Here is a 25,118-nt window from a genome sequence, read left to right on the forward strand (position 1 = left end):
CAGAAAATGATCACAGCGCGAACTCCAGTCCGGTGGCGGCGACGAGGGTGCCGTTGCGGACCAGGGCGGCCGCGGCGGCGATGTCGGGGGCAAGGGTGCGGTCCTGGGTGACGGCGGGGCTGACGGCGCGGATGGCGGCCAGCGCCGATTGCAGGCGGGGCGAGGTGGGCAGTGGCGCGCGGAACTCGATGCCTTGCGCGGCGCACAGCGCCTCGACCCCGAGGATGACGGCGAGGTTGTCCACCATCCGCGCAAGGCGGCGCGCGCCGTGCGCGGCCATCGAGACGTGATCCTCCTGATTGGCGGAGGTGGGGGTGCTGTCGGTGCTGCAAGGATGGGCGAGGTGCTTGTTCTCGCTCATCAGGGCGGCGGTGGTGACCTCGGCGATCATCAGGCCGGAGTTGAGGCCCGGATCGGGCGTCAGGAAGGGCGGCAGGTCGTGGGACAGCGTGGGGTCCACCATCAGCGCGACGCGGCGCTGCGCGATGGCGCCGGTTTCGGCTAGGGCCAGGGCGATGATGTCGGCGGCGAAGGCCACGGGTTCGGCATGGAAGTTGCCGCCCGAGACGATGCCGCGCGCGGTGACAAGCGGGTTGTCGGTGACGGCATTCGCCTCGGTTTCAAGGGTTTGCGCGGCAAAGCGCAACAGGTCGACGCCTGCGCCGTTCACCTGCGGCACGCAGCGGATGCAATAGGGATCCTGCACCCGGGTATCGCCATCGCGGTGGCTGTCGCGGATGAGGCTGCCGGCCATCAGGCCGCGCATGGCCTCTGCCACCGCGATCTGGCCGCGGTGGCCGCGCAAGGCGTGGATTTCCTCCTGCAAGGGCGCGTCCGAGCCCATGATGGCATCGGTGGACAGGCAGGCGGTGACCAGCGCCGATTGCGCGCAGCGCCAGGCACCCCAGAGCCCTGCCAGCGCGCAGGCGGTGGAAAATTGCGTGCCGTTGATTAGCCCCAGCCCTTCCTTGGGGCCGAGGGTGACAGGCACCAGCCCCGCCGCCGCCAGTGCCTGGGCGCCGGGCATCCGGGTGCCGCGGAACATGGCCTCGCCCTGCCCGATCATCGCGGCGGTCATGTGGGCAAGCGGCGCGAGGTCGCCCGAGGCGCCGACCGAACCCTGGGAGGGCACCACGGGGGTGACGCCGGCGGCGAGCATCGCCTCGATCAGGGCGATCACCTCCCACCGCACGCCCGAGGCGCCGCGACCGAGCGAAAGGAGTTTCAGCACCATCATCAGGCGGGTGGTGGCCTCATCCAGCGGCTCGCCCACGCCGCAGCAATGCGACAGGATCAGGTTGCGCTGCAGCGTCGCGGTGTCCCTGGCCGCGATCTTGACCGAGGCGAGCTTGCCGAAGCCGGTGTTGACGCCGTAAACCGCCGCCGCGCCTTCGGCGGCGTCGCGCACGCGGGCGGCGGCGGCCTCGATTGCGGGGCGGCAGGCGGGGTCGAGCCGGGCCGGGGCGCCCGTGCGCCAAAGCGTTTCCAGCGTTTCCAGCCGGGTCGCGCCGGGGGTGAGGGTCAGCATGCGCGGCCTCCGAAGATGCGGGCGTGTAGCGGGTTGAAGCCGATGCGGTTGGCCAGCTCGGCCGGGGTTTCGACGTTCCAGATGCACAGGTCGGCGCGCAGCCCGGGGGCCAGCGCGCCGGTATCGGTCAGCCCCAGGGCGCGGGCGGCGTGGGTGGTGATGCCGGCCAGCGCCTCGTCCGGGGTCAGGCGGAACAGGGTGCAGGCCATGTTCATCGCCAGCAGGATCGAGGTCAGGGGCGACGACCCGGGGTTGCAATCGGTTGCCACCGCCATCGGCACGCCATGCGCGCGAAAGGCGGCCACGGGGGGCGCCTGCGTTTCGCGGATGGCATAGAAGGCGCCGGGCAGCAGCACTGCGACGGTGCCCGAGGCCGCCAGCAGGCGGGCGTCACCTTCCGTCGCGTATTCGACGTGATCGACCGACAGCGCGCCGTGCCGTGCGGCCAGCGCCGTGCCGCCCATGTGCGACAGCTGTTCGGCATGCAGCTTGACCGGCAGGCCGAGGGCCTTGGCCGCCGCGAACACCCGCTCCATCTGCGCCACCGAAAAGGCGATGCCTTCGCAGAACCCGTCAACCGCATCGACCAGACCTTCGGCATGAGCGGCCTTCAGCGCCGGGATGCAGGTGCCGTCGATATAGGCGTCGGCCTCGGCGCCCTTCGGCACCGCATGGGCGCCGAGAAAGCTGGTGCGCACCCGCACGGGGCGCACATGCCCGATGCGGCGGGCCACCCGCAGCATCCTGAGTTCGGTCTCGAGGTCAAGGCCATAGCCCGACTTGATCTCGATGCACGACACCCCTTCGGCCAGCAGCGCATCGACGCGCGGCAGGGCCTGGGCCAGCAACTCGTCCTCGGACGCGCCGCGCGTCGCCGCGACGGTGGAAACGATGCCGCCCCCGGCGCGGGCCACCTCCTCGTAGCTGGCGCCTTGCAGGCGCATTTCCCATTCGCGGGCGCGGTTGCCGCCATGCACGATATGGGTGTGGCAGTCGATCGGGGCGGCAGTGACCAGGCGGCCTTGCAGGTCCACCCGCGCCCAGGCGCCGGGCGGGGTATCGCCGACCGCGGCGATACGGTCGCCGTCGATGGCAATGGCGCCCTGCACCATCCCGCCTGGTGTAGCGAGGCGGGCGTTTTCCAGAATCGTCGGTCCGGTGATTTCCATCTTGAGTCCCTGTCGATTGCGGTTAATATGTCTGCACATATTCGGCGTGTCAACCGGGGGAATGCGATGACGGTGATCTGGGCGGAACAGGCGCTCTTGCCGGGGGGATGGGCGCAGGATGTGGCCGTGAGGGTGGAGGGGGCGCGCATCGCCTCGGTCGCCGCGGGGGTGCCGCGGCCGGCGGGAGCACAGGCGGTGGGGCTGCTGCTGCCTGCGCCCGCCAACCTGCATTCTCACGCCTTTCAGCGCGCCATCGCCGGGCTGACCGAACGCCGCGGCCCCGACCCGCGCGACAGCTTCTGGACATGGCGGCGGCAGATGTATGCCTTTCTCGACCGCATGAGTCCTCAGGATGTGCAGGCGGTGGCGGCGCAGGTCTTTGTGGAAATGGCCGAGGCCGGCTATGCCGCAGTGGCCGAATTCCACTACCTGCACCACGGGCCGGGCGGGCAACCCTTTGCCGATCTGGCGGAAATGGCTGGCCGCATCGTGGCGGCGGCGGCGGAGACGGGGTTGGGGCTGACGCTGTTGCCGGTGCTTTACATGCAGGGCGGCTGCGACGGGCGGGCACTGGTGGCCGGGCAGGACCGTTTCGGCAATACCCTCGACCGCTTTGCCCTTCTGCTGGAAGGGGCCGAAGCCCACGCCGCCGCCTTGCCCGGAGATACGGTGGTGGGGGTTGCCCCGCATTCCTTGCGCGCCGTGCCGCCGCAGGCGCTGGCCGCCGCAGCCGCCTTGCGCCCGGACCGCCCCCTTCACATGCACCTGGCCGAACAGGTGGCCGAGGTGGACGAGGTGCAGGGCGCCCTTGGCGCGCGGCCGGTGGAATGGCTGCTGGCCAATGCCGATCTGGATGCCCGCTGGTGCCTGATCCACTGCACCCAGATGCAGCGCGCCGAAACGCTGGCGCTGGCGGCCACCGGCGCGGTGGCAGGGCTGTGCCCGATCACCGAAAGCTCGCTCGGCGATGGCATCTTCGATGGCGTGGCCTATGCCGGCGCCGGGGGCCGCTGGGGCGTGGGCAGCGACAGCAACATCCGCATCGCCTGGTCCGAGGAACTTCGCACGCTGGAGTATTCCCAGCGCCTGCGCGACCGCTCTCGCGCGGCGCTTGCGACGGCGGATCGGTCCACCGGCCGGGCGCTGGTGGAAGGCGCCGCCGCAGGGGGGGCGCAGGCGGCCGGGCGCGACGCCGGGCGGATCGAAGCCGGGCGGCTGGCCGACCTGGTGGCGCTGGACACAACCCACCCGGACATGGAAGGGCGCTCGGGCGATACCGCACTCGACACCTTCGTGTTCGCGCGCGATGACCGGATGGTGCGCCACGTCTGGTCGGCCGGGCGGCACATCGTGCAGGATGGCCACCACCCGGCGCGCGACCGGGTGCAGGCGGCGTATCGGGCAACGATGCGGCGGCTGATGGCCGGATAACGGGGGGGCAGCATGGCGGCGATGACCTGGCAGGCGGTGCAGGCCGAGGCGCTGCGGCGCATCCGCGCCCGCGAATGGCCCCCCGGCGCGCGCATCCCCGACGAGGAGGACCTGGCGCGCGAACTGGGCTGTGCCCGTGCCACCGTCAACCGCGCGCTGCGCGACCTGGCCGAAGCGGGGCTGCTGGAACGGCGGCGCAAGGCAGGCACTCATGTGGCGCTGACGCCCGTGCGCAAGGCGACCTTCGAAATCCCGATCATCCGGCAGGATATCGAATCGCGCGGCCAGACCCCGGGATACCGGCTGCTGTCGCGCAGCCTGGCACCCGCCCCTGCCCCGGTGTCGGCGTTGCTGCGCCTGCCGGCGGATGCGCCCTTGCTGCATGTCCGCGCGCTGCATCTGGCCGATGAGGCACCCTTCTGCCTCGAAGACCGCTGGATCAACCCGGCCGCCGCCCCGGGGGTAGAGACGGCGGACCTGACGACGATCAGCGCCAACGAATGGCTGGTGCGCAACACCGCCTTTTCGGGCGGCGACATCGACTTCGGCGCCGTGGCGGCCGATGCGGGCACGGCGGCCCTGCTGGGCTGCGCCAAGGGGGCCGCGCTGTTCGAGATCGGGCGCACCACCTGGGCCGGCGCCCAACCGATTACCGCCGTGCGCCTGACCTATGGCCCCGGCTACCGGATGCGCACCGCGATCTGACTGCACCCGCAGAAATTGCGCCGCGATGCAGCGTGCAACCTTTGCGACCATTGGACACTTTGTCGCACCCCCTGCCGCGTCTATCCTGCCCGCGCGCCCGGGCACCCCGGGCAGCTACAGGGAGGAGACGACGATGAACAGAATGCGCTTCGGCATCTTCCTTGCGCCATTCCACAAGCCGGGGATCAACCCGACACTGGCGCTGGAACAGGATCTGGAACTGGTGCAGTGGCTCGACCGCTGCGATTACGACGAGGTGTGGTTCGGCGAACACCATTCGGCGGGGTCCGAGATTTCGGCCGACCCGATGCTGATGATCGCCACCGCGGCGCAGCGCACGCGCCATATCCGGCTGGGAACCGGCGTCGTCTCGGTCAGCTATCACAATCCGCTGTGGGTGGCCGAACGCATCGTGCAGCTCGATCACCTGACCCGCGGCCGGGCCATGCTGGGCGTGGGGCCCGGATCGCTGCCCACCGATGCCGCGATGGTGGGCCTCAGCCAGGAGCACACCCGCCGCCTGCTGGCCGAAGGGCTGGACATCATGACCCGGCTGATCCGCACCGAAGATCCGGTGAACTTCGAAAACGAACGCTGGGTGCTCAAGGATGCCCGCCTGCACCTGCGGCCCTATTCCAACTTCGACATCGCCACCGCTGCCGTCGCCTCGCCCACCGGGCCGAAGCTGGCGGGCCGATACGGCACCGGCATGATCTCGATCGGCGCCACCACCGCGGCGGGCTTCGATGCGCTGGCCTTGCACTGGGATGTGCTGGAGGCCGAGGCGCGCCACCACGGCCATGTCGCCGACCGCAGCAAGTGGCGCCTTGTCGGCCTGTGCCACATTGCCGAAACCGCCGAACAGGCGCGGCGCGACGTGGAATACGGGATCGAACACTGGTTCCACTATTTCCAGGAAATCGCCGCCTTCCCGCAGATGTCGATGCCCGGCCAGAACGCGAAGGAGATGATCGACTTCATCAACGAGTCCGGCTTCGGCGCCATCGGCACGCCCGAGATGTGCCGCGCCCAGATCGACCGGCTGTGGAAACAGTCGAACGGCGGTTTCGGCGCCTATCTGATGCTGGCGCACAACTGGGCCAACTTCGAGGCGACGAAGAAATCCTACGAGCTGATCGCGCGCGAGGTGTTCCCGCATTTCCAGGGCCAGCACCATTCCACCATGCAGGCCGCGATCCGCGCGCAGAAGATGCGCCCCGATCTGGCGGCGGTGCACGCCAAGGCCGTGGAAACCGCGCAAACCGCCTATGCCGCCGAAAAGGCGGCGCGCGACGCGGCGGAATGACCGGCCGGGCGGGCGGGGCGGTCTTGCCGCCCTGCCCGCCCGGGGCAAGGTCGGGTGCGACACCGCACAGGAGCCCCGCCCATGCCCCGCCTTTCCGCCGATCCGGCCCGGATGCTGGCCGATCTGGACCATCTGCGCACCATCGGCGGCGTCGGCACCGGCGTGGCCCGCCGGGCGCTTTCCGATGCCGATATCGCCGCGCGCGCCTGGCTGGCCGCGCGCATGCGCGCCGCGGTGCTGGCCGAGGCGGTGGGGCGGCTGACGAACTGACCCCTCAGGCCAGCGCGTCCCACACCAGTTTCGACCCGGTCAGGGTCAGGAGAACATAGGTCACGGCAAAGAACGCGCGTTCCGGGATCAGCCGGTGCGCGCGCACGCCCAGCCAGGCGCCCAGCACCGCCACAGGCGCCAGCATCAGGCTGGCCAGTGCCGTCTGGGCGGTAAAGATGCCCAGAAACAGGAAGGGCACGAACTTGACGATGTTGATGACGGTAAACACGAGGACCGTGGTCGCCTGATAGGGCGTCTTGGCCACGCCTTTGGTCAGCAGATAGACCGCTGCCGGCGGCCCGCCGGCATGGCTGACAAAACTGGTGAACCCCGCCGCCACCCCGGCCACCAGCCCGAAAGCCCGCCCCACGGGCCGCGGTTTCAGCACCAGCAACCCGAAACGGCGCGCCATCTGGAACGCCACGAACCCCAGCGCCACCGCGCCGATCAAGAGCTTCAGCGCCTCGGGCGGCACCGAGCGCCAGACCAGCGCGCCCAGCAGCACCCCCGGTATGCCGCCCAGAATCAGCAGGCGCGACGCCTCCGTGTCCCACCGCTTCCAGTAGGGGCGCAAGGTGGCGGCATCCATCACCATCAGCAAGGGCAGCATCATCCCCAGCGCCATGCCGGGCGGGATCGCCAGCGCCAGAATCGGGGTGGCGGCAAAGGCGGCACCACTGGCGAACCCGCCTTTGGAAATGCCGGCAAAGATCACCGCCGGGATCGCCAGCGCAAAGAACATGGCATCGAACTGCATCGGGCCCCCCGCGCCGGTTGCGGCATGCCGCGCATTTAGCGCAAACGCCGGGGCGATGCCATCGCCCTTGGCGACGCGCAGGCTTGCATGCCGCAGCATGCCGGCATAAGCCCTTGCGCAACTTCCACCCTGCAAGAGGATCCCCTCATGGCCCGACCCAAAATCGCCCTCATCGGCGCCGGCCAGATCGGCGGCACGCTGGCCCATCTCGCCGCGATCAAGGAACTGGGCGATGTCGTCCTGTTCGACATCGCCGAAGGCACCCCCCAGGGCAAGGCGCTGGACATCGCGGAATCGGGCCCCTCGGAAGGCTTCGACGGCAGCTTCAAGGGCACCAACAGCTATGCCGACATCGCCGGCGCCGATGTGTGCATCGTCACCGCCGGCGTGCCGCGCAAGCCGGGCATGAGCCGCGACGACCTGCTGGGCATCAACCTCAAGGTGATGAAGTCGGTCGGCGAAGGCATCAAGGCCCATGCGCCAGACGCCTTTGTCATCTGCATCACCAACCCGCTGGATGCGATGGTCTGGGCGCTGCGCGAGTTTTCGGGCCTGCCGCACCACAAGGTCGTCGGCATGGCCGGCGTGCTCGACTCGGCGCGGTTCCGCCACTTCCTGTCGGTGGAATTCAACGTCTCGATGCGCGATGTGACCGCTTTCGTGCTGGGCGGCCACGGCGACACGATGGTGCCGCTGGTGCGCTATTCCACCGTCGCCGGCATCCCGCTGCCCGATCTGGTGGCGATGGGCTGGACCACGCAGGAACGCATGGACGCCATCGTGCAGCGCACCCGTGACGGCGGGGCGGAAATCGTCGGCCTGCTCAAGACCGGGTCGGCCTTCTATGCGCCTGCCACCAGCGCCATCGAGATGGCCGAAGCCTATCTCAAGGACCAGAAGCGCCTGCTGCCTTGCGCGGCCTTCTGCCAGGGCGAATTCGGGCTGAACGGCCTGTATGTCGGCGTGCCGACGATCATCGGTGCCGGCGGTATCGAACGCATCGTGGACATCAAGCTGACCGCCGAGGAACAGGCGATGTTCCAGAAGTCGGTCGATGCGGTGAAGGGCCTGGTCGAGGCCTGCAAGGCGATCGACCCCTCGCTGGCCTGAGGCGCCTGCCGCCTGCAACCTTGCGAAGGCGCGCCCGACCCGGGGCGCGCCTTCTTGCATGGGCCCGGCCGGGCCCGACAGGAGACAACGGATGGATTACGGCAAATCCGGCAACCCCAAGGCCGCCAGGGACCGTCAGGCCGCGCCCGGGCAACCGCGCAAGGGCGCACCCTTGGCCGATGCTACGGTCGCGGCGAAAAAGGCCCACCTGCTGGCCCGGATGAAGGCCGCGGCCAAAGCCAAGGCCAAGGGGTAGAGGCCCAACTTCCGGTTGCGCTTCGGCCGGTGCCGTGTCAGCCTGCCGCCATGCGAACCGCGCCGATCCTGCTTGCCGCCTGCCTGCTGCTCGGGGCCTGTGTGCCCGGTCCCGGCGCCGGGCCGGATGCGTTCGAACTGGCGAACATGCAGCCCTGGAACGTGGTGCCGCAAAGCACGCCCGCGCGGCTGGTCGCAGGGTTCGAGGCTGCCTGCCTCGACGGCCCCGCCGACCCCGACCGCGCCGCCGCCGCCTTGCGCCAGGCCGATTATGTCGAAACCCGCCGCCGCCCGGGGGCGCGCACCCGTGCCTTCGTGGTCGATGACAGCCGCCCGGCGGTGCTGCTGGGCCTCGATGGCCGGTCCTGCGCGGTGGCCGCCAGGGCCCGCACCGGCCAGGCGCAGCGCATCGCGGGAATGGTCGCCCGCCGCTTTCCCGGCGCGCAGGCGGTGGACCCCGCCCGCATCGGCCCGCGCACCGAAAGCGCGTGGCACACCGGCGACGGCATGATCGTGCTGAACCGCGTGATCCTGCCGGGGCGCCCGTCCGAAGTGCTGCTGATCCGCGTGCGGGCCTAGTGGCGGGTTGCCCTTGGCGCCCATCTGGGGCAGCCTCTGCGCTCGGGGGCAGAAATGGGCATCCATCTGCCGGCGTTGCGCCCGCGCCGGCCATGCCGCCGAGGACAGCCGATGCTTGGCTCTGGTTTCGGCGGACCCCCGATGTCGGGCGGGGCGCGCGAGTGCGCCGGCGCTGCGGTGCAACTGACCGGCCGCCTTGAGTCGGTGCCGCGGCAGCCCGCGGCATACAACCGCATACCGCATCCGGCCGCTATGTGATCACGCGATTTTTCCTTGTGATCACATGCGGCGGATTTTCGCCGCGTCGCCCGGATTTTCAGCGGATTTGGTTTTGAACCCCGGTCAAGCTGTGCCAGAACGCGGCAAATTCCAGCCACAGACGGGACAGTCTCATGAACATCCACGAATACCAGGCCAAGGCGCTGCTGCGCAGCTACGGTGTGCCGGTGTCGGACGGCCGCGTGGTGCTGCGCGCCGAAGAAGCCAAGACCGCCGCAGGCGAACTCGACGGGCCGCTCTGGGTGGTCAAGGCGCAGATTCACGCCGGCGGCCGCGGCAAGGGCAAGTTCAAGGAAGCCGAAGCCGGCGAAAAGGGCGGCGTGCGTCTGGCCCGTTCGGTCAGCGAGGCGGCGGAAATGGCCAGCCAGATGCTGGGCCGCACGCTGGTCACGCACCAGACCGGGCCGGCCGGCAAGCAGGTGAACCGCATCTACATCGAAGACGGCAGCGACATCGCCCGCGAACTTTACCTTGCCCTGCTGGTCGATCGCGGCACCAGCCGCATTTCCTTCGTCGTCTCCACCGAAGGCGGCATGGATATCGAGGAAGTCGCGGCCCACACGCCCGAAAAGATCATCACCTTCTCGGTCGATCCGGCAACCGGCATCCAGGGCTTTCACGGCCGCCGCGTGGCCTTTGCGCTGGGGCTGGAAGGCAAGCAGGTCAAGCAGTGCGGCGACCTCATCAACAAGCTCTACAAGCTGTTCGTCGAAAAAGACGCCGAGATGATCGAGATCAACCCCCTGATCGTCACCACCGCCGGCGATCTGAAGGCGCTGGACGCCAAGGTGGGCTTCGACAACAACGCGCTCTACCGCCAGCCCGACATCCTGTCGTTGCGCGACGAGACGGAAGAAGACCCCAAGGAACTGGCCGCCTCGAAGTTCGACCTGAACTACATCGCGCTGGACGGCGAGATCGGCTGCATGGTGAACGGCGCGGGCCTGGCGATGGCCACGATGGACATCATCAAGCTCTACGGTGCCGAGCCGGCCAACTTCCTCGACGTGGGTGGCGGTGCGACGAAGGAAAAGGTGACCGAGGCGTTCAAGATCATCACCTCGGACCCGAACGTCAAAGGCATCCTCGTCAACATCTTCGGCGGTATCATGCGCTGCGACATCATCGCCGAAGGCATCATCGCCGCGGTGAAGGAAGTGGGCCTGCAAGTGCCTCTGGTCGTGCGCCTCGAAGGCACCAACGTCGATCTGGGCAAGAAGATCATCGCGGACAGCGGTCTGAACGTGATTGCCGCCGACGACCTGTCGGACGCCGCGCAGAAGATCGTCAAGGCCGTCAAGGGCTGAGCCATCGGGTGCGCGCCCCCGCGCACCTTCCCACGAACTTCGGTGCGGCAAGCCCGCACCTTATTCTCAAGGAGGCCACGATGGCCGTTCTCGTCGACAAGCATACCAAGGTCATCTGCCAGGGCATCACCGGATCCCAGGGCACCTTCCACACCGAACAGGCCATCGCCTATGGCACGCAGATGGTCGGTGGCGTGACGCCGGGCAAGGGCGGCACCACCCATCTGGGGCTGCCGGTGTTCAACTCGGTGCACGAGGCGCGCGCCGCGACCGGGGCCGATGCCACCGCGATCTACGTGCCGCCGCCCTTTGCGGCCGACTCGATCCTCGAAGCGATCGACGCCGAAATCCCGCTGATCGTCTGCATCACCGAAGGCATCCCGGTGCTGGACATGATGAAGGTCAAGCGCGCGCTGGTGAACAGCCGCTCGCGCCTGATCGGGCCGAACTGCCCCGGCGTGATGACGCCCGACGCCTGCAAGATCGGCATCATGCCGGGCAACATCTTCAAGCGCGGCTCGGTGGGCGTGGTCAGCCGCTCGGGCACGCTGACCTACGAGGCGGTGAAGCAGACCACCGACGTGGGCCTTGGCCAATCGTCGGCCGTGGGCATCGGCGGCGACCCGATCAAGGGCACCGAACACATCGACGTGCTGGAAATGTTCCTGGCCGACCCGGAAACCCAGTCGATCATCATGATCGGCGAAATCGGCGGCAGCGCCGAGGAGGAGGCGGCGCAGTTCCTGGCCGACGAACGCCGCAAGGGCCGCTGGAAGCCGACCGCCGGCTTCATCGCCGGGCGCACCGCGCCCAAGGGGCGCCGCATGGGCCACGCCGGGGCCATCGTCTCGGGCGGCAAGGGCGACGCGGAATCCAAGATCGAGGCGATGAAATCGGCCGGCATCGTCGTGGCCGACAGCCCCGCCGGGCTGGGCGAGGCCGTGCTGAAGGCGATCAAGGGCTGACCCACGCTGCCGGGCCGGGGAATTGCCCCCTGCCCGGCCTTTCCACCCTTCGGGAGGACGACATGAACGACCATTCCCCCAATGACCAGATGCGCGCCGCCGGTTTCATGGATGGCGCCAACGCCGACTACATCGACCAGTTGCAGGCGCGGTTCGCGCGCGACCCGGCTTCGGTGGATGGTCAGTGGGCCGAATTCTTCCGCGCCCTGGGCGACAGCCCGGTCGATGCCGCCCGCGCCGCCGATGGCCCCAGCTGGGCCCGCGCCGACTGGCCGCCGCAACCGGCCGACGAGCTGACCCTGGCGCTGACCGGCGAATGGCCGATGGTGCCGAAAGAGGCGAAGGGTGCCGGGCAAAAGATCGCCGCCAAGGCCGCCGAAGCCGGCGTGCCGCTGTCGGATGCGCAGATCCAGCGCGCCGTGCTGGACAGCATCCGCGCGCTGATGATCATCCGCGCCTACCGCATCCGCGGGCATCTGGTGGCCGACCTCGACCCGCTGGGGATGCGCGACCAGAAGCTGCACCCCGAGCTCGACCCGCTGTCCTACGGCTTCACCGAGGCCGACATGGATCGGCCGATCTTCATCGACAATGTGCTGGGCATGACCCATGCCAGCATGCGCCAGATCCTCGACGTGCTGCGGCGCACCTATTGCGGCACCTTTGCGCTGCAATACATGCATATTTCCGACCCCGAACAGGCGGCCTGGCTGAAGGAGCGGATCGAAGGCTACGGCAAGGAAATCGCCTTTACCCAGCGCGGGCGCAAGGCGATCCTCAACAAGCTGGTCGAAGCCGAAGGCTTCGAAAAGTTCTGCCATGTCAAGTTCATGGGCACCAAGCGCTTCGGCCTTGACGGCGGCGAGGCGCTGATCCCCGCGATGGAGCAGATCATCAAGCGCGGTGGCGCGCTGGGGGTCAAGGAAATCGTCATCGGCATGCCGCACCGCGGCCGGCTGTCGGTGCTGGCCAACGTGATGGGCAAACCCTACAAGGCCATCTTCAACGAATTCCAGGGCGGCAGCTTCAAGCCCGATGATGTGGACGGTTCGGGCGACGTGAAATACCACCTCGGCGCCTCCAGCGACCGTGAGTTCGACGGCAACGTGGTGCACCTGTCGCTGACCGCCAACCCCAGCCACCTCGAGGCGGTGAACCCCGTGGTGCTGGGCAAGGTGCGCGCCAAGCAGGACCAGCTGGGCGATACCGACCGCCATCAGGTGCTGCCGATCCTGCTGCACGGGGACGCGGCCTTTGCCGGCCAGGGCGTGGTGGCCGAATGCTTCCAGCTTTCGGGCATCAAGGGCCACCGGACGGGCGGCACCATCCACATCGTGGTGAACAACCAGATCGGCTTCACCACCGCGCCGCATTTCAGCCGCACCAGCCCCTACCCCACCGACATCGCCCTGATGGTCGAGGCGCCGATCTTCCACGTCAACGGCGACGACCCCGAGGCCGTGGTCCACGCCGCCCGCGTGGCCACCGAATACCGCCAGCGCTTTGGCAAGGATGTGGTGATCGACATCTTCTGCTACCGCCGGTTCGGCCACAACGAGGGGGACGAACCGATGTTCACCAACCCCGCGATGTACAACCGCATCAAGCGCCACAAGACCACGCTGCAACTTTACACCGAGCGCCTGGTCAAGGACGGGCTGATCCCCGAAGGCGAGATCGAGGACATGAAGGCCGCCTTCCAGGCGCGCCTGAACGCCGATTTCGAAGCCGCCAAGGACTACAAGCCGAACAAGGCCGACTGGCTGGACGGCCGCTGGAAGCATCTGGACCGGGAAAAGCCCGATTACGAAGCCGGCACCACCGCCATCGCGCCCGAAACCCTGGCCGAGGTCGGCGCCGCGCTGACCCGCGTGCCCGAAGGCTTCGACATCCACAAGACCGTGCTGCGCCAGCTGGAAGCGAAAAAGCAGATGTTCGCCACCGGCAAGGGCTTCGACTGGGCCACGGCCGAGGCGCTGGCCTTCGGTTCGCTGGTTACCGAAGGCTTCCCAGTGCGCCTGGCCGGGCAGGACTGCACCCGCGGCACCTTCAGCCAGCGGCATTCGGCCTTCATCGACCAGTCCACCGAAGACCGCTACTACCCGCTCAACAACATCCGCTCGGGCCAGGCGCGTTACGAGGTCATCGACTCGATGCTGTCGGAATACGCGGTGCTGGGCTTCGAATACGGCTATTCGCTGTCGGAGCCCAACGCGCTGGTGATGTGGGAAGCCCAGTTCGGCGATTTCGCCAACGGCGCGCAGATCATGTTCGACCAGTTCATCAACTCGGGCGAATCGAAGTGGCTGCGCATGTCGGGGCTGGTGATGCTGCTGCCGCACGGCTTCGAGGGCCAGGGGCCGGAACATTCCAGCGCCCGCCTGGAACGTTTCCTGCAACTGTCGGCGCAGGACAACTGGATCGTCGCCAACTGTTCCACCCCGGCCAACTACTTCCACATCCTGCGCCGTCAGATTCACCGCAGCTTCCGCAAGCCGCTGGTGCTGATGACGCCGAAGTCGCTGTTGCGCCACCCGATGTGCATTTCGACGGCCGAGGATTTCACCACCGGATCGAGCTTCCACCGCGTGCTGTGGGACGACGCCGAAAAGGGCAACTCGGATCTGGAGCTGCGGCCCGATGCCGAAATCCGCCGCGTGGTGATCTGCTCGGGCAAGGTCTATTACGACCTGCTGGCCGAACGCGACAAGCGCGGCCTGTCGGACGTGTATCTGCTGCGGCTGGAACAGTTCTATCCCTTCCCGGCGCTCAGCCTCGTGAAGGAGCTGGAACGCTTCAAGCAGGCCGAGATCGTCTGGTGCCAGGAAGAGCCCAAGAACCAGGGCGGCTGGAGCTTTGTCGAACCCAACCTCGAATGGGTGCTGACCCGCATCGGGGCGAAACATTCGCGCGCGGTCTATGCCGGGCGCTCGGCCTCGGCCTCGCCCGCCACGGGCCTCGCCTCGCGCCACAAGGCAGAACAGGACGCGCTCGTCAACGAAGCGCTGACCATCGAAGGAAAATGACCATGAGCATCGAAGTCCGCGTGCCCGCCCTGGGCGAAAGCGTCACCGAGGCGACCGTCGCCACCTGGTTCAAGAAGCCCGGCGATGCAGTGGCCCAGGACGAAATCCTGTGCGAGCTGGAAACCGACAAGGTCTCGCTGGATGTGCCCTCGCCTTCGGCGGGCGTCCTGGCCGAAATCCTTGCGCCCGATGGCACCACCGTGGCGGCCAATGCGCTGCTGGCGGTGATCTCGGCCGGGTCGGGCGCGGTCGCCGCCCCGGTCGCCGCCCCGGTCGCCGCTGCTGCCCCGGCTGCCGCCCCGGCGCCTGCCGCGAAGAAGGATGTCGAAGATGCACCCTCCGCCAAGGTGGCGATGGCCGAGGCCGGCCTGACCCGCGACCAGGTCGCCGGCACCGGCCGCGACGGCCGCGTGATGAAGGAAGATGTGGCCGCCGCCGTTGCCGCCACCCGCCCCGCCCCTGCCCCGGCCGCCGCCCCCGCCCCGGTGGCCCCCGCCCCCCGCGCCCCCGTCCCGGCCGACGACGCCGCGCGCGAGGAACGCGTCAAGATGACCAAGCTGCGCCAGACCATCGCGCGCCGCCTGAAAGAGGCGCAGAACACCGCCGCCATGCTGACCACCTACAACGAGGTGGACATGTCGGGCATCATGGACCTGCGCAACACCTTCAAGGACGCTTTCGAGAAAAAGCACGGCGTCAAGATGGGCTTCATGTCCTTCTTCGTCAAAGCCTGCTGCCACGCGCTGAAGGAAGTGCCCGAGGTCAACGCCGAAATCGACGGCACCGACATCGTCTACAAGAACTACGTCCACATGGGCGTGGCGGTGGGCACGCCCACGGGCCTTGTGGTGCCGGTGGTGCGCGATGCCGACCGCATGAGCTTTGCCGCGATCGAAAAGAAGATCGCCGAACTCGGTGCCCGCGCCCGCGACGGCAAGCTGAGCATGGCCGAAATGCAGGGCGGGTCGTTCACCATCTCGAACGGCGGCGTCTACGGCTCGCTCATGTCCTCGCCTATCCTGAACCCGCCGCAGTCGGGCATCCTCGGCATGCACAAGATCCAGGATCGCCCGGTGGTGGTCGGCGGCCAGATCGTCATCCGCCCGATGATGTATCTGGCGCTCAGCTACGACCACCGCATCGTCGATGGCAAGGGTGCCGTGACCTTCCTCGTGCGCGTGAAAGAGGCCCTCGAAGACCCGCGGCGCCTGTTGATGGATCTGTGATCCGGCTTGCGGGGCAGGCGCAGCCCTGCCCCGCACATCCCCCCCGAGCCCGCCCATGACCACCGCCGCCGTCCTTGCCTGCATGCGCAACGAAGGCCCCTTCATCCTCGAATGGGTCGCGTGGCACCGTGTGCTGGGCTTCGATGCGGTGATCGTCGCCACCAACGATTGCACCGACGGCTCGGATGCCCTGCTGGGCGCCCTCGCGGCCGGCGGCGCGCTGGTCCACCTGCCCCATACCCCGGCCGCCGGCGAGGCCCCGCAGGACAGCGGCATGCGCGCGGCCCTCGCGCATCTGGCGCAGGCCCCCGCAGACTGGCTTTTGCACATCGACAGCGACGAATTCCTGAACCCTCGTTCGGATACAACCCTGCCCGACCTGCTCGCCCTCGGCCAGGATGCCCATGTCATCGCCTTGCCCTGGCGCGCCTTCGGCGACAGCGGCCACCGGCGCTGGCCCGGCGCCACCATCCCGCACTTCACCCGCTGCGAAGGCGCCCCCAGCCCCGATACCACCAAGTTCAAGTCGCTGTTCCGCCCCGCCGCCTTTGCCCACGCCCACGACCACATGCCGATGCGCCCGCGCGTGGCGGCCCCCCGCGTGGTCGCCGCCAACGGCCAGCCGCTCGACCCCGCGCCGCTCATGTCGGACAAGCACCATTCCCGCTACCGCCCCTCCGACATCGCCCTCGCCCCCGGCCGCGCCACCATCCACCACTACGCCATCCGGTCCGAGGACGTGTTCCGCCTGAAGTCCCTGCGCGGCGACGGCCAGGGCAAGGACGGCACGAAATACCGCATCGGCGGGCGCTGGCACCGCATCGCCAACCGCAACGAGGCCGAAGACCGCAGCGCCTTGCGCCTCTGGCCCACGACCCAGGCCGAAATGGCCCGCCTGCGCGCCCTGCCCGGCGTCGCGCCGGCCGAAGCGGCCACCCTCGCCGCCTTCGAAGCCGCCCGGGCCCGGATGGAGCGGCCGGCATGACCGAACGCGAATTCGCCTTGGCGCTTGCCGGCTTCGCCCTTCTCGGCCTCGCGCATGTCGGGGCGCAATCGCTGGCGCTGAAGGCCGCCGTCGGCAACCGCTGCGCCATCGGCCCGCGCGATACGCCGGCCCATCCGTCGCTTCCGGCGGGCTGGCTGGAACGCGCCTTGCGCAACTTTCCGGAAACCGCGCCGGTGTTGCTGGCGCTGATGCCGGCGCTGCACGCGGCAGGCGGGCGCAAACCCCGGGCGGCGCCCGGCATCCTCGCCTGTCCGCCGGCCGATGCTTCGGGCCTGCCCTGGCTGCGCCCCCTGTGCTGGCTGGTGGCGACCAGCGGCCTCGCCCTCACGCTCACCGGAGTCCTGCTGCCATGATGACGCCCGAACTCGCCGCCCTCGAGCTGGCCGCCTTGCTGCAAATGGTGCAGTTCGTGCTGTTCGCCGTGCCCGCAAACCTCGAACTCGGGCCCGACTACACCGCCGGCCCACGCGACACGCCACCGAAAAGGGCGCTCTCGCCCCGCACCGCGCGGCTGCAACGCGCGCTGAACAACCACTTCGAAGGGCTGATCCTGTTCGGCATCGCCGCCACGGTCGTCACCGTCTCGGGCCAGTCCTCGCCGCTTACCGCCGCCTGCGCCTGGGCCTATCTCGGGGCGCGCCTGCTCTACATTCCGGCCTATGCCTTCGGCTGGGCGCCCTGGCGCTCGGTCATCTGGGCGGTGGGCTGGTTTGCCACGCTCGTCATGCTGCTGGCATCCTTGCTCTGACCCCTTCACCTTGATGCAAATATCCTCGGGGGTCCGGGGGCAGACAGCCCCCGGTTCCCCGGCCCACCACAGGAGACCACGATGCCCACCTTCGATCTGATCGTCATCGGCGCCGGCCCCGGCGGCTATGTCTGCGCCATCCGCGCGGCCCAGCTGGGCCTCAAGGTCGCCTGCGTCGAAGGGCGCGACACGCTGGGTGGCACCTGCCTCAACGTCGGCTGCATCCCCTCCAAGGCGCTGCTGCACGCGACCCATTCCCTGCACGAGGCGCACCAGAACTTTGCCAAGATGGGCCTCGATGCCGGCCATGTCGCGGTGAACTGGGACAGGATGCAGGCCTACAAGGCCGAGGTCATCGGCCAGAACACCAAGGGCATCGAATTCCTGTTCAAGAAGAACAAGGTCACCTGGCTCAAGGGCTGGGCCAGCATCCCCGCCCCCGGCAAGGTTCAGGTCGGCGACGAGGTCCACGAGGCCCGCGCCATCGTCATCGCCACCGGATCCGAGCCTTCCAGCCTGCCGGGCGTTCCGGTGGATGAAAAGGTCATCGTCACCTCGACCGGAGCGCTCGCCTTGCCCGCGATCCCGAAATCGATGGTGGTGATCGGCGCGGGCGTGATCGGGCTGGAAATGGGCTCGGTCTATGCCCGGCTCGGTGCCCAGGTGACGGTGGTGGAATACCTCGATGCCATCACCCCCGGCATGGATGCCGAAATCGCCAAGGCGTTCCAGAAGATCCTCCAAAAGCAGGGCCTGAAGTTCGTGCTGGGCGCGGCCGTGCAAGGCGCCGAGGCGACGGGCAGCGGGGCGACGGTGCGCTACACCTTGCGCAAGGACGGCAGCGCCCACGAAATCGCCGCCGATGTGGTGCTGGTGGCCACCGGCCGGCGCCCCTATACCGCCGGGCTGGGGCTGGAGGCGCTGGGGGTCGAGATGCTGCCGCGCGGCCAGATCAGGACGGACGACCACTTCCGCACCAGCCTTCCGGGGCTTTACGCCATCGGCGATGCGATCGTCGGGCCGATGCTGGCCCACAAGGCCGAGGACGAAGGCGTTGCGGTGGCCGAGATCATCGCCGGCAAGCATGGCCATGTGAATTACGGCGTGATCCCCGGCGTGGTCTATACCACGCCCGAGGTCGCCTCGGTCGGCGCCACCGAGGAACAGCTGAAGGAACAGGGCCGCGCCTACAAGGTGGGCAAGTTCAGCTTCATGGGCAACGGCCGCGCCAAGGCCGTGTTCCAGGGCGACGGCATGGTCAAGATGCTGGCCGACAAGGCGACCGACCGCATCCTTGGGTGCCACATCATCGGGCCGGGCGCGGGCGACCTGATCCACGAGGTCTGCGTGGCGATGGAGTTCGGCGCCTCGGCCGAGGATCTGGCCCGCACCTGCCACGCCCACCCCACCTATTCCGAAGCGGTGCGCGAGGCGGCGCTGGCCTGCGGCGACGGCGCGATCCACGCGTGATCTGATGGCAGACGGGGGCACCCGGCACGAGCAGGGTGGCCCCGCATTGCCTTTCGATCCGGCAGAGGAAAACCAGACCATGCGCGCGGTGATTCAGCGGGTCAGCGAGGCTTCGGTCCGCATCGCGGGCGAGACGGTGGGGGCGATCGGGCCGGGGATGATGGTGCTGGTCTGCGCCATGCAGGGCGACACCCCGGCGGCGGCGGACCGGCTGGCGGCGCGGGTCGCGCGGCTGCGCATCTTCAAGGACGAGGCGGGCAAGATGAACCGCTCCATCCTGGATACGGGCGGGGCGGTGCTGGCGGTCAGCCAGTTCACCCTCGCGGCCGATACCAGCCGGGGCAACCGGCCCGGCTTTTCCGCCGCTGCCGACCCCGAGACGGGGGCCGCGCTTTACGAGCGGTTCAAGGCCGCCTTGCGGGCCGAAGGGCTGCGGGTGGAGCAAGGCCGCTTCGGGGCCGACATGCAGGTGGCGCTGGTCAACGACGGGCCGGTCACGATCTGGCTGGAGGCCTGAGCCGCCCCGGCGTCCCTGCGAGGGACAGGAGGCACACCCAATGAAATCAACGGCTTGCGCCGCCGTTTTCACGAAGCCTTAACCTTTGCCCCGCCGCGAGGCCCATGCCGCCCGGGTCAGCGTTCGGTCAGCTTCAGCTCGATCCGGCGGTTCTGGGCGCGGGCCTCGGGCGTGTTGCCTTGGGCGACGGGGCGGTGTTCGCCAAAGCCGGTGGCCGCCAGCCGTTCGGGCGGAAAGCCCAGTTCGGTTTGCAGGAAACGCACCACCGACAGCGCCCGGGCCTGGCTCAGTTCCCAGTTGTCGCGGAAGGCGCCGGTGCCCGACAGGGGCACGTTGTCGGTGTGGCCATCCACACGCAGGATCCAGTCGATTTCGGGCGGGATCTGGTCGGCCACGTCGGACAGGATCGCGGCCACCCGGGCGATCTGCGCGCGGCCTTCGGGGGCAAGGTCGGCCGAGCCGGGGTTGAACAGCACCTCGGACGAGAACACGAAGCGGTCGCCCACCACGCGCACGCCTTCGCGCCCGGCCAGCACCTGGCGCAACTGCCCGAAGAATTCGGAGCGATAGCGTTCGAGGTTCTGCTTTTCGGCTTCGAGCCGCTTGCGCTCGGCCTCCTCCAGTTCGGCGCGCCGTTTCTGTTCGGCGGCCACCTGGGCCAGCGCGGTGTTGAGCTGGGTGCCGAGCGCTTCGAGTTGCAGCCGCTTGCCGGCATCGGCGGCCTCGGCGGCATCCAGCAGGGCTTGCAGGCTGCCCAGTTGCGCGCGCAAGGCGGCCACCTGTTCGTTCAGCAGCGCGACCTGCCGGGCCTGGGCCTGGCTTCGGGCCTGTTCTTCGGACAGGCGCGATTCGGCGGTGGCCAGCAAGGCGGCGCGGCGTTCGGATTCGGTCAGGGCGGCGGTTTCGCGCTGTTCGGCCGCCAGTTTCGCAGCGATGGCGGCGGCCAGATCGCGGCGCACCGTTTCCATGTCCTTGTCCTGCGCCCGCAACGCGGCCAGTTCGGCGGCGCTGGCCTGTTGTGCCAACAGCGCGGCGGCAAGCCGGGCGTCGAGATCGGACAAGGCGGCGTTGGCGGCGGCAAGCTGGGTCAGGGTTTCTTCGGCGCGCTTGCGCTGGTCTTCGAGCGCGAGGGTCATGGCGGTCAGCTCGGCATCGGCCGATTGCAGGCGCTTGCGCAGCGCCTCGGCGGCGGCGGCTTCGGCGAGGCGGGCGGCCTCGGCCGCGGACAGGGCCTGCGCGGTTTCGGCGGCGCGGGCATCGGCGGCGGCCAAGGCGGCCTGGCCTTCGGCCGCGCGCCGGCGAAGGTCGGCGATCAGCGCCTCCAGCGCCTCGCGCCGGGCGGCATCGAGCCGGGCGGATTCGGCGGCGGCGTCGATTTCGCTGCGCGCGCGGGCAAGGGCAAGGTTCAGCACCTCCTGTTCCGACAAAAGCCGGGTCTGGGCAGACTGAAGTTCCTCGACGCTGGCTTGCAGCCGCGCGCCTTCGCCGCGGGCGGCGTCGCGTTCGGCGATCAGCGCCAGAACCTGCGCCTCGAAGCTGGCGATGCGGGTGGCGGCCTGGGCAAGGTCGGCCTCGCGCGCGGCGAGTTGTCCGGTGAGCGAGGCGATGAGCGCGGCCTGCTGTGCGCCGGTTTCGCGGGCGGCGCCGAGGTCGGTTTCCAGTTGCGCGCCGCGCGCCCGTTCCAGCCCCAGCGCATCGGCCAGCGAGGCAACCTGGGCGGAAAGTTCATCGAGCTGGCTGTCTTGCGCGGTGATGGTTTCGCGCAGCACCGATTGCACCACCATGAAGATGGTCAGCACGAACATCATCACCATCAGCAGCGCGGTCATCGCATCGACGAAGCCGGGCCAGGTCGTGCCCGTCATCCTTTGCGAGGATCGCCGCAGCGCCATGACCCTAGCGCCCGCTCAGCCGCGACAGTTGCCGGATGGCCTGGGTCAGCGCGCCCAGATCGGCGCGCAGGTCGGCGATGGATTCCTGCCGGCCGGCGGCGATTTCTTCAAGGATGCGCAGCAGTTGCACGTCGATGGAGCGCAGGCGCATGCGCGCCTCGGCATCGGCGCCAAGGCCGGCGTCGCGGTCGATCAGGGCGATCATGCGGTCTTGCCCTTCGGCGATGCGGGTCTGCACGGCGGCGATCTGGGCCAGCGCGGCGCCGCCGCTGTCGCGTTCGGCCAGGCGGCGGAAGCCTTCGGCCAGCGCGTCGAGCCCCTGGGCCAGCACGGCGCGGTCTTCGGTCTGGCGGGCCTCGGCCTCGTCCAGGCGGGTCAGGATGCGGTCGAGCACGCCGGCCAGGGCGGCGCTGTCGCCCGCGGCCTCGCCTTCGCCGGCGGCCAGGCCGATGCGGGTGATGGAGGAGAGCCATTCCTCCAGCTCGCGGTAGAAACGGTTCTGGCCGTGGCTGGCAAAGAGTTCGAGCAGGCCCACCACCAGCGAGCCCGCAAGCCCCAGCAGCGAGGAGGAAAACGCCGTGCCCATGCCGCCCAGCTGGGATTCGAGCCCCTTCATCAGCTTGTCGAACACCTGCACGCCGGTTTCGCCGTCTTGCGGGGCGAGGCTGCGGATGGTTTCGACCACGGCCGGAACGGTGGTGGCCAGCCCGTAGAAGGTGCCGAGCAGGCCGAGGAAGATCAGCAGGTTGGTCAGGTAGCGCGTGATGTCGCGCGCCTCGTCGATGCGGGTGGCGACGGAATCGAGGATCGAGCGCGAGGAGGAGGCCGAGATCTGCATCTGCGCGCCGCGGGTGCGCAGCAGGGCTGCCAGCGGCGCCAGCAGGCGCGGCGCGGTGGTGAAGTTCAGCCCCGGGTCGCGCGCGACGAAGGCCTCGATCCACGAGACCGAGACGACAAGCTGCACCACCTGCCAGAAGCAGGCGAAGATGCCGATCAGGAACACGACGCCGATGAAGCCGTTGAGCCAGGGGTTGGACAGGAACACCTGTTCGACCGCCGGAAAGATCAGCCAGGCGCCGGCGGCCACAAGGCCGGTGACCGCCAGCATCAGCACGATCTGCCGCACGGGTTGGGTGAACAGCGCGCCGTTGCGCGCGGGTTTGTCCGCAAGGGTGCTCAATGCCCGGCCTGCCCTTTGGCTTGTCGTTTTCGCCGCTATCCTAGGGCGGCATGCTGCGGCTGCCAACTGGCAATCGGTGGTGCGGGCGGCGGCTGTTAGCGCAAACAAACAGGCTGGCCAGCGCGGGCGGCTTGCGCTAGAAGGGCGGTGGTTTGCAAGCGCAGGAGGGCCGCCATGACGCCGCAGGACGCTTCCCGGATCACGCGCGAGATGTGCCTGATCGCCCCGGTGATTCCGGTGCTGGTGATCGAGGATATCGCCCATGCCCGCCCGCTGGCCGAGGCGCTGGTGGCCGGCGGCCTGCCGATGCTGGAGGTGACGCTGCGCACGCCTTGCGCGCTGGAGGCGATCCGGGCGATGGCCGAGGTGCCGGGCGGCATCGTGGGGGCGGGCACGCTGCTGACGCCGGCCGATGTGGCGGCGGCCAAGGCGGCAGGCGCGCGGTTCGGCGTGTCGCCGGGGGCGACCGGGCGGCTGCTGGCGGCCTGCGAGGCCGAGGGGCTGCCGGTGCTGCCGGGGGCGGCGACGGCCTCCGAGGTGATGGCGCTGCTGGAGCGCGGCTATACCACCGCCAAGTTCTTTCCGGCCGGCAACATCGGCGGGGCGCCGGCGCTGAAGTCGCTGGGCGCGCCGATTCCGCAGGTGCGCTTTTGCCCGACGGGCGGCGTGAGCATGGAGAACGCGATGGATTACCTGAGCCTGCCCAACGTGCTGTGCGTCGGCGGCAGCTGGGTGGCGCCGCGGGCGATGCTGGCCGCGGGCGACTGGGCCGGCGTCGAGGCGCTGGCCGCGGCGGCAAAACGCCTGCCCCGCCCCGCGAAATAGCGCGGATTGCCGCGTGACTCCGGCGGTTTGCGCGGGCACTCTGCCGCGCGCAACCGGCAAGCAGGAGGTCCGCCGATGACGAAACCCGTGATCCTGATGGGCGCCCCGATGGATGCCGGGCAGCGCCGCGCGGGCTGCCTGATGGGGCCGGCGGCCTACCGGGTGGCGGGCATTGCCGATGCCATCGCCGAACTGGGCTTTGCCGTGCAGGACCGCGGCGACCTGGCCCCTGGGCCGCTGCACCCGGCCACCTGCGCCAACCCGGTGGTGCACGACCTGCCCGAGGTCGTCGCCTGGACCCGCACGCTGGCCGCGGCCGGGCAGGCCGCGATGCAGGACGGCTTTCCGGTGTTCATGGGCGGCGATCACGCGCTGTCGCTGGGGTCGGTGGCCGGGGTCGCCGCCCATGCGGCGGCCGTGGGGCGGCCCTTGTTCGTGCTGTGGCTGGATGCCCATTCCGATTTCCACACCCCGCTGACCACCACCAGCGGCAACCTGCACGGCACGCCGGTGGCCTATCTTTCGGGGCTGCCGGGGTTCGAGGCGTTTCCGCCCTTTCCTGCCCCGGTTCCGCCCGAACGGCTGTGCCTTTACGGCATCCGGTCGGTCGATCCGGCCGAGCTGCGCGGGCTGAAGGCGCAAGGCGTGATCGTGAACGACATGCGCGTGCTGGACGAACACGGCATCGTCGCGCCCTTGCGCGCCTTTCTGGCGCAGGTGGCCGCCGCCGGCGGGATGCTGCACGTGAGCCTGGACGTGGATTTCCTGGACCCGGGCATCGCCCCGGCGGTGGGCACCACGGTGCCTGGCGGCATCACCTTTCGCGAGGCGCATCTGGTGATGGAACTGCTGCACGAAAGCGGGCTGGTCACCAGCCTGGATCTGGTGGAGTTGAACCCGTTTCTGGACGAACGCGGCCGCACCGCGAAGCTGATGGTGGACCTGGTCGGGTCGCTGATGGGGCGCAAGGTGTTCGACCGCCCGACGCGCAGCTTCGGCTGAGGTGCCGGCCGGGCAGGCCGGCCGCGGCGAGGCGGATCAGAGAATCACGATGTAATCCGACAGCCCGGCCAGCGTGCCGGCGCCGACCAGCACCACCGCCGTTCCGCCGGCGGAAAACTCCAGCACCGCATCGCCCGTGGGCGCGACGCGGCCGAAGCTTTCGACCACCTCGCGGGCGGTCAGCGGGCCGTGGGTGGCGAACCAGAGCGAACGGCCGAGCGCGATGCGGTCGAACTCGGCGCGCGAGAAATCCTCGATCCGGTTCCAGCCGGCATCGCGCCAGAATTCGAAACGGTCGGCCCCTGCCCCGCCCCAGAGCCGGTCGAACCCCGGCCCGGCGAACAGCGTATCGTTGCCCGCGCCGCCATAGCCGTGGTCGTTGCCGGCGCCGAGATACAGCGCATCGGACCCCGCCCCGGCAAAGAGGGTGTCGTTGCCGGCCCCGCCCATCAGCGTATCCCAGCCGTTGCCGCCATGGACCAGATCGTTGCCGAAGCCGCCGCCGGCGCCGTCGCCCCAGGCGGCGGTGCGCAGGGTATCCTGCCCGTCGCCACCCCAGAGCCGG

General features: G+C 69.4%; 24 protein-coding genes. 18 read left to right on the top strand and 6 right to left on the bottom strand.

Annotated elements, in window-relative coordinates; translation table 11 throughout:
- Positions 1-10 precede the first annotated feature (10 nt).
- Both hutH and hutI read right to left on the bottom strand, forming a co-directional pair.
- On the bottom strand, positions 11-1,528 hold the full coding sequence (gene hutH / locus ACK4S2_RS05230) for a histidine ammonia-lyase (RefSeq protein ID WP_409621120.1): 1,518 nt from the start codon (positions 1,526-1,528) through the stop codon (positions 11-13).
- Positions 1,522-2,697, bottom strand: a complete 1,176-nt coding sequence (gene hutI / locus ACK4S2_RS05235; RefSeq protein ID WP_409621123.1) for an imidazolonepropionase — start codon at positions 2,695-2,697, stop codon at positions 1,522-1,524. Before hutI ends, hutH begins: the two co-directional genes overlap by 7 nt.
- Positions 2,698-2,763: 66 nt before the next feature.
- Here hutI and ACK4S2_RS05240 point away from each other — a divergent pair, with 66 nt between their 5' ends.
- From ACK4S2_RS05240 to ACK4S2_RS05255, 4 genes are all read left to right on the top strand, one after another.
- On the top strand, positions 2,764-4,128 hold the full coding sequence (locus ACK4S2_RS05240) for a formimidoylglutamate deiminase (protein WP_409621126.1): 1,365 nt from the start codon (positions 2,764-2,766) through the stop codon (positions 4,126-4,128).
- A gap of 12 nt (positions 4,129-4,140) precedes the next feature.
- Positions 4,141-4,833 (top strand): UTRA domain-containing protein, encoded by a 693-nt coding sequence (locus ACK4S2_RS05245; protein ID WP_409621129.1) that lies wholly within the window; start codon positions 4,141-4,143, stop codon positions 4,831-4,833.
- Positions 4,834-4,966: 133 nt separating this feature from the next.
- Positions 4,967-6,139 carry an LLM class flavin-dependent oxidoreductase gene (locus ACK4S2_RS05250; protein ID WP_409621132.1) on the top strand — a complete coding sequence of 391 codons (1,173 nt, stop codon included), beginning with the start codon at positions 4,967-4,969 and terminating at the stop codon, positions 6,137-6,139.
- Between the two features lie 81 nt (positions 6,140-6,220).
- On the top strand, positions 6,221-6,409 hold the full coding sequence (locus tag ACK4S2_RS05255; protein WP_409621135.1) for a hypothetical protein: 189 nt from the start codon (positions 6,221-6,223) through the stop codon (positions 6,407-6,409).
- A 4-nt stretch (positions 6,410-6,413) separates the two neighbouring features.
- On the opposite strand, the gene ACK4S2_RS05260 is transcribed toward ACK4S2_RS05255, so the two are convergent.
- Complete coding sequence (locus ACK4S2_RS05260; protein WP_409621177.1) at positions 6,414-7,166, bottom strand: sulfite exporter TauE/SafE family protein; 753 nt, start codon at positions 7,164-7,166, stop codon at positions 6,414-6,416.
- Between the two features lie 147 nt (positions 7,167-7,313).
- On the opposite strand from ACK4S2_RS05260, the gene mdh reads away from it, so the two are divergent.
- The 12 genes from mdh to dtd all read left to right on the top strand — a co-directional run bounded on the left by mdh (position 7,314) and on the right by dtd (position 19,654).
- Positions 7,314-8,276 carry a malate dehydrogenase gene (gene mdh, locus ACK4S2_RS05265; RefSeq protein WP_409621137.1) on the top strand — a complete coding sequence of 321 codons (963 nt, stop codon included), beginning with the start codon at positions 7,314-7,316 and terminating at the stop codon, positions 8,274-8,276.
- A 91-nt stretch (positions 8,277-8,367) separates the two neighbouring features.
- On the top strand, positions 8,368-8,532 hold the full coding sequence (locus ACK4S2_RS05270; RefSeq protein ID WP_409621140.1) for a hypothetical protein: 165 nt from the start codon (positions 8,368-8,370) through the stop codon (positions 8,530-8,532).
- 50 nt (positions 8,533-8,582) lie between these two features.
- Positions 8,583-9,110 carry a hypothetical protein gene (locus tag ACK4S2_RS05275; protein ID WP_409621143.1) on the top strand — a complete coding sequence of 176 codons (528 nt, stop codon included), beginning with the start codon at positions 8,583-8,585 and terminating at the stop codon, positions 9,108-9,110.
- 392 nt (positions 9,111-9,502) lie between these two features.
- Positions 9,503-10,696, top strand: coding sequence for an ADP-forming succinate--CoA ligase subunit beta (gene sucC, locus ACK4S2_RS05280; RefSeq protein ID WP_409621146.1), 1,194 nt, complete (start codon positions 9,503-9,505; stop codon positions 10,694-10,696).
- A gap of 80 nt (positions 10,697-10,776) precedes the next feature.
- Positions 10,777-11,661: a succinate--CoA ligase subunit alpha gene (gene sucD, locus ACK4S2_RS05285; protein ID WP_409621148.1), complete on the top strand. Its 885-nt coding sequence runs from the start codon at positions 10,777-10,779 to the stop codon at positions 11,659-11,661.
- Between the two features lie 62 nt (positions 11,662-11,723).
- On the top strand, positions 11,724-14,687 hold the full coding sequence (locus ACK4S2_RS05290; RefSeq protein WP_409621151.1) for a 2-oxoglutarate dehydrogenase E1 component: 2,964 nt from the start codon (positions 11,724-11,726) through the stop codon (positions 14,685-14,687).
- A 2-nt stretch (positions 14,688-14,689) separates the two neighbouring features.
- Positions 14,690-15,913, top strand: a complete 1,224-nt coding sequence (gene odhB, locus ACK4S2_RS05295; protein WP_409621154.1) for a 2-oxoglutarate dehydrogenase complex dihydrolipoyllysine-residue succinyltransferase — start codon at positions 14,690-14,692, stop codon at positions 15,911-15,913.
- Positions 15,914-15,968: 55 nt separating this feature from the next.
- The gene (locus ACK4S2_RS05300) at positions 15,969-16,898 is read left to right on the top strand and encodes a glycosyltransferase family 2 protein (RefSeq protein ID WP_409621157.1); all 930 of its coding nucleotides are present in this window, start codon (positions 15,969-15,971) and stop codon (positions 16,896-16,898) included.
- Positions 16,895-17,272: a hypothetical protein gene (locus ACK4S2_RS05305; RefSeq protein ID WP_409621160.1), complete on the top strand. Its 378-nt coding sequence runs from the start codon at positions 16,895-16,897 to the stop codon at positions 17,270-17,272. Before ACK4S2_RS05300 ends, ACK4S2_RS05305 begins: the two co-directional genes overlap by 4 nt.
- Positions 17,272-17,667 (top strand): MAPEG family protein, encoded by a 396-nt coding sequence (locus tag ACK4S2_RS05310; RefSeq protein ID WP_409621180.1) that lies wholly within the window; start codon positions 17,272-17,274, stop codon positions 17,665-17,667. Before ACK4S2_RS05305 ends, ACK4S2_RS05310 begins: the two co-directional genes overlap by 1 nt.
- Positions 17,668-17,748: 81 nt before the next feature.
- Positions 17,749-19,137: a dihydrolipoyl dehydrogenase gene (lpdA, locus tag ACK4S2_RS05315; RefSeq protein ID WP_409621163.1), complete on the top strand. Its 1,389-nt coding sequence runs from the start codon at positions 17,749-17,751 to the stop codon at positions 19,135-19,137.
- Between the two features lie 79 nt (positions 19,138-19,216).
- On the top strand, positions 19,217-19,654 hold the full coding sequence (dtd, locus tag ACK4S2_RS05320) for a D-aminoacyl-tRNA deacylase (protein WP_409621183.1): 438 nt from the start codon (positions 19,217-19,219) through the stop codon (positions 19,652-19,654).
- A 116-nt stretch (positions 19,655-19,770) separates the two neighbouring features.
- Here the strand turns inward: dtd and ACK4S2_RS05325 are convergent, their stop codons facing one another.
- Both ACK4S2_RS05325 and ACK4S2_RS05330 read right to left on the bottom strand, forming a co-directional pair.
- Positions 19,771-21,546, bottom strand: a complete 1,776-nt coding sequence (locus ACK4S2_RS05325) for a peptidoglycan -binding protein (RefSeq protein ID WP_409621165.1) — start codon at positions 21,544-21,546, stop codon at positions 19,771-19,773.
- A gap of 4 nt (positions 21,547-21,550) precedes the next feature.
- On the bottom strand, positions 21,551-22,654 hold the full coding sequence (locus ACK4S2_RS05330; RefSeq protein WP_409621186.1) for a biopolymer transporter ExbB: 1,104 nt from the start codon (positions 22,652-22,654) through the stop codon (positions 21,551-21,553).
- Positions 22,655-22,900: 246 nt separating this feature from the next.
- Here ACK4S2_RS05330 and eda point away from each other — a divergent pair, with 246 nt between their 5' ends.
- Together eda and rocF are read left to right on the top strand one after the other, a co-directional pair.
- Positions 22,901-23,551 carry a bifunctional 4-hydroxy-2-oxoglutarate aldolase/2-dehydro-3-deoxy-phosphogluconate aldolase gene (eda, locus tag ACK4S2_RS05335; protein WP_409621168.1) on the top strand — a complete coding sequence of 217 codons (651 nt, stop codon included), beginning with the start codon at positions 22,901-22,903 and terminating at the stop codon, positions 23,549-23,551.
- A 75-nt stretch (positions 23,552-23,626) separates the two neighbouring features.
- Positions 23,627-24,553: an arginase gene (gene rocF / locus ACK4S2_RS05340; protein ID WP_409621171.1), complete on the top strand. Its 927-nt coding sequence runs from the start codon at positions 23,627-23,629 to the stop codon at positions 24,551-24,553.
- 36 nt (positions 24,554-24,589) lie between these two features.
- Here the strand turns inward: rocF and ACK4S2_RS05345 are convergent.
- Positions 24,590-25,118, bottom strand: a 529-nt coding sequence (locus ACK4S2_RS05345; protein WP_409621174.1) for a calcium-binding protein, incomplete at its 5' end; no start/stop codon positions are given.

The organism is Gemmobacter sp. (assembly GCF_046292685.1).
Lineage (GTDB): Bacteria > Pseudomonadota > Alphaproteobacteria > Rhodobacterales > Rhodobacteraceae > Wagnerdoeblera.

Coding starts and splice junctions, on each gene's coding strand:
- hutI (WP_409621123.1), bottom strand. CDS start 2,697: ATGGAAATCACCGGACCGACGATTCTGGAAAACGCCCGCCTCGCTACA.
- ACK4S2_RS05260 (WP_409621177.1), bottom strand. CDS start 7,166: ATGCAGTTCGATGCCATGTTCTTTGCGCTGGCGATCCCGGCGGTGATC.
- ACK4S2_RS05255 (WP_409621135.1), top strand. CDS start 6,221: ATGCCCCGCCTTTCCGCCGATCCGGCCCGGATGCTGGCCGATCTGGAC.
- sucC (WP_409621146.1), top strand. CDS start 9,503: ATGAACATCCACGAATACCAGGCCAAGGCGCTGCTGCGCAGCTACGGT.
- eda (WP_409621168.1), top strand. CDS start 22,901: ATGACGCCGCAGGACGCTTCCCGGATCACGCGCGAGATGTGCCTGATC.
- hutH (WP_409621120.1), bottom strand. CDS start 1,528: ATGCTGACCCTCACCCCCGGCGCGACCCGGCTGGAAACGCTGGAAACG.
- lpdA (WP_409621163.1), top strand. CDS start 17,749: ATGCCCACCTTCGATCTGATCGTCATCGGCGCCGGCCCCGGCGGCTAT.
- ACK4S2_RS05330 (WP_409621186.1), bottom strand. CDS start 22,654: ATGCTGGCGGTCACCGGCCTTGTGGCCGCCGGCGCCTGGCTGATCTTT.
- ACK4S2_RS05250 (WP_409621132.1), top strand. CDS start 4,967: ATGAACAGAATGCGCTTCGGCATCTTCCTTGCGCCATTCCACAAGCCG.
- ACK4S2_RS05240 (WP_409621126.1), top strand. CDS start 2,764: ATGACGGTGATCTGGGCGGAACAGGCGCTCTTGCCGGGGGGATGGGCG.
- ACK4S2_RS05270 (WP_409621140.1), top strand. CDS start 8,368: ATGGATTACGGCAAATCCGGCAACCCCAAGGCCGCCAGGGACCGTCAG.
- sucD (WP_409621148.1), top strand. CDS start 10,777: ATGGCCGTTCTCGTCGACAAGCATACCAAGGTCATCTGCCAGGGCATC.
- ACK4S2_RS05325 (WP_409621165.1), bottom strand. CDS start 21,546: ATGGCGCTGCGGCGATCCTCGCAAAGGATGACGGGCACGACCTGGCCC.
- mdh (WP_409621137.1), top strand. CDS start 7,314: ATGGCCCGACCCAAAATCGCCCTCATCGGCGCCGGCCAGATCGGCGGC.
- dtd (WP_409621183.1), top strand. CDS start 19,217: ATGCGCGCGGTGATTCAGCGGGTCAGCGAGGCTTCGGTCCGCATCGCG.
- ACK4S2_RS05300 (WP_409621157.1), top strand. CDS start 15,969: ATGACCACCGCCGCCGTCCTTGCCTGCATGCGCAACGAAGGCCCCTTC.
- ACK4S2_RS05305 (WP_409621160.1), top strand. CDS start 16,895: ATGACCGAACGCGAATTCGCCTTGGCGCTTGCCGGCTTCGCCCTTCTC.
- ACK4S2_RS05275 (WP_409621143.1), top strand. CDS start 8,583: ATGCGAACCGCGCCGATCCTGCTTGCCGCCTGCCTGCTGCTCGGGGCC.
- ACK4S2_RS05290 (WP_409621151.1), top strand. CDS start 11,724: ATGAACGACCATTCCCCCAATGACCAGATGCGCGCCGCCGGTTTCATG.
- ACK4S2_RS05245 (WP_409621129.1), top strand. CDS start 4,141: ATGGCGGCGATGACCTGGCAGGCGGTGCAGGCCGAGGCGCTGCGGCGC.
- odhB (WP_409621154.1), top strand. CDS start 14,690: ATGAGCATCGAAGTCCGCGTGCCCGCCCTGGGCGAAAGCGTCACCGAG.
- rocF (WP_409621171.1), top strand. CDS start 23,627: ATGACGAAACCCGTGATCCTGATGGGCGCCCCGATGGATGCCGGGCAG.
- ACK4S2_RS05310 (WP_409621180.1), top strand. CDS start 17,272: ATGACGCCCGAACTCGCCGCCCTCGAGCTGGCCGCCTTGCTGCAAATG.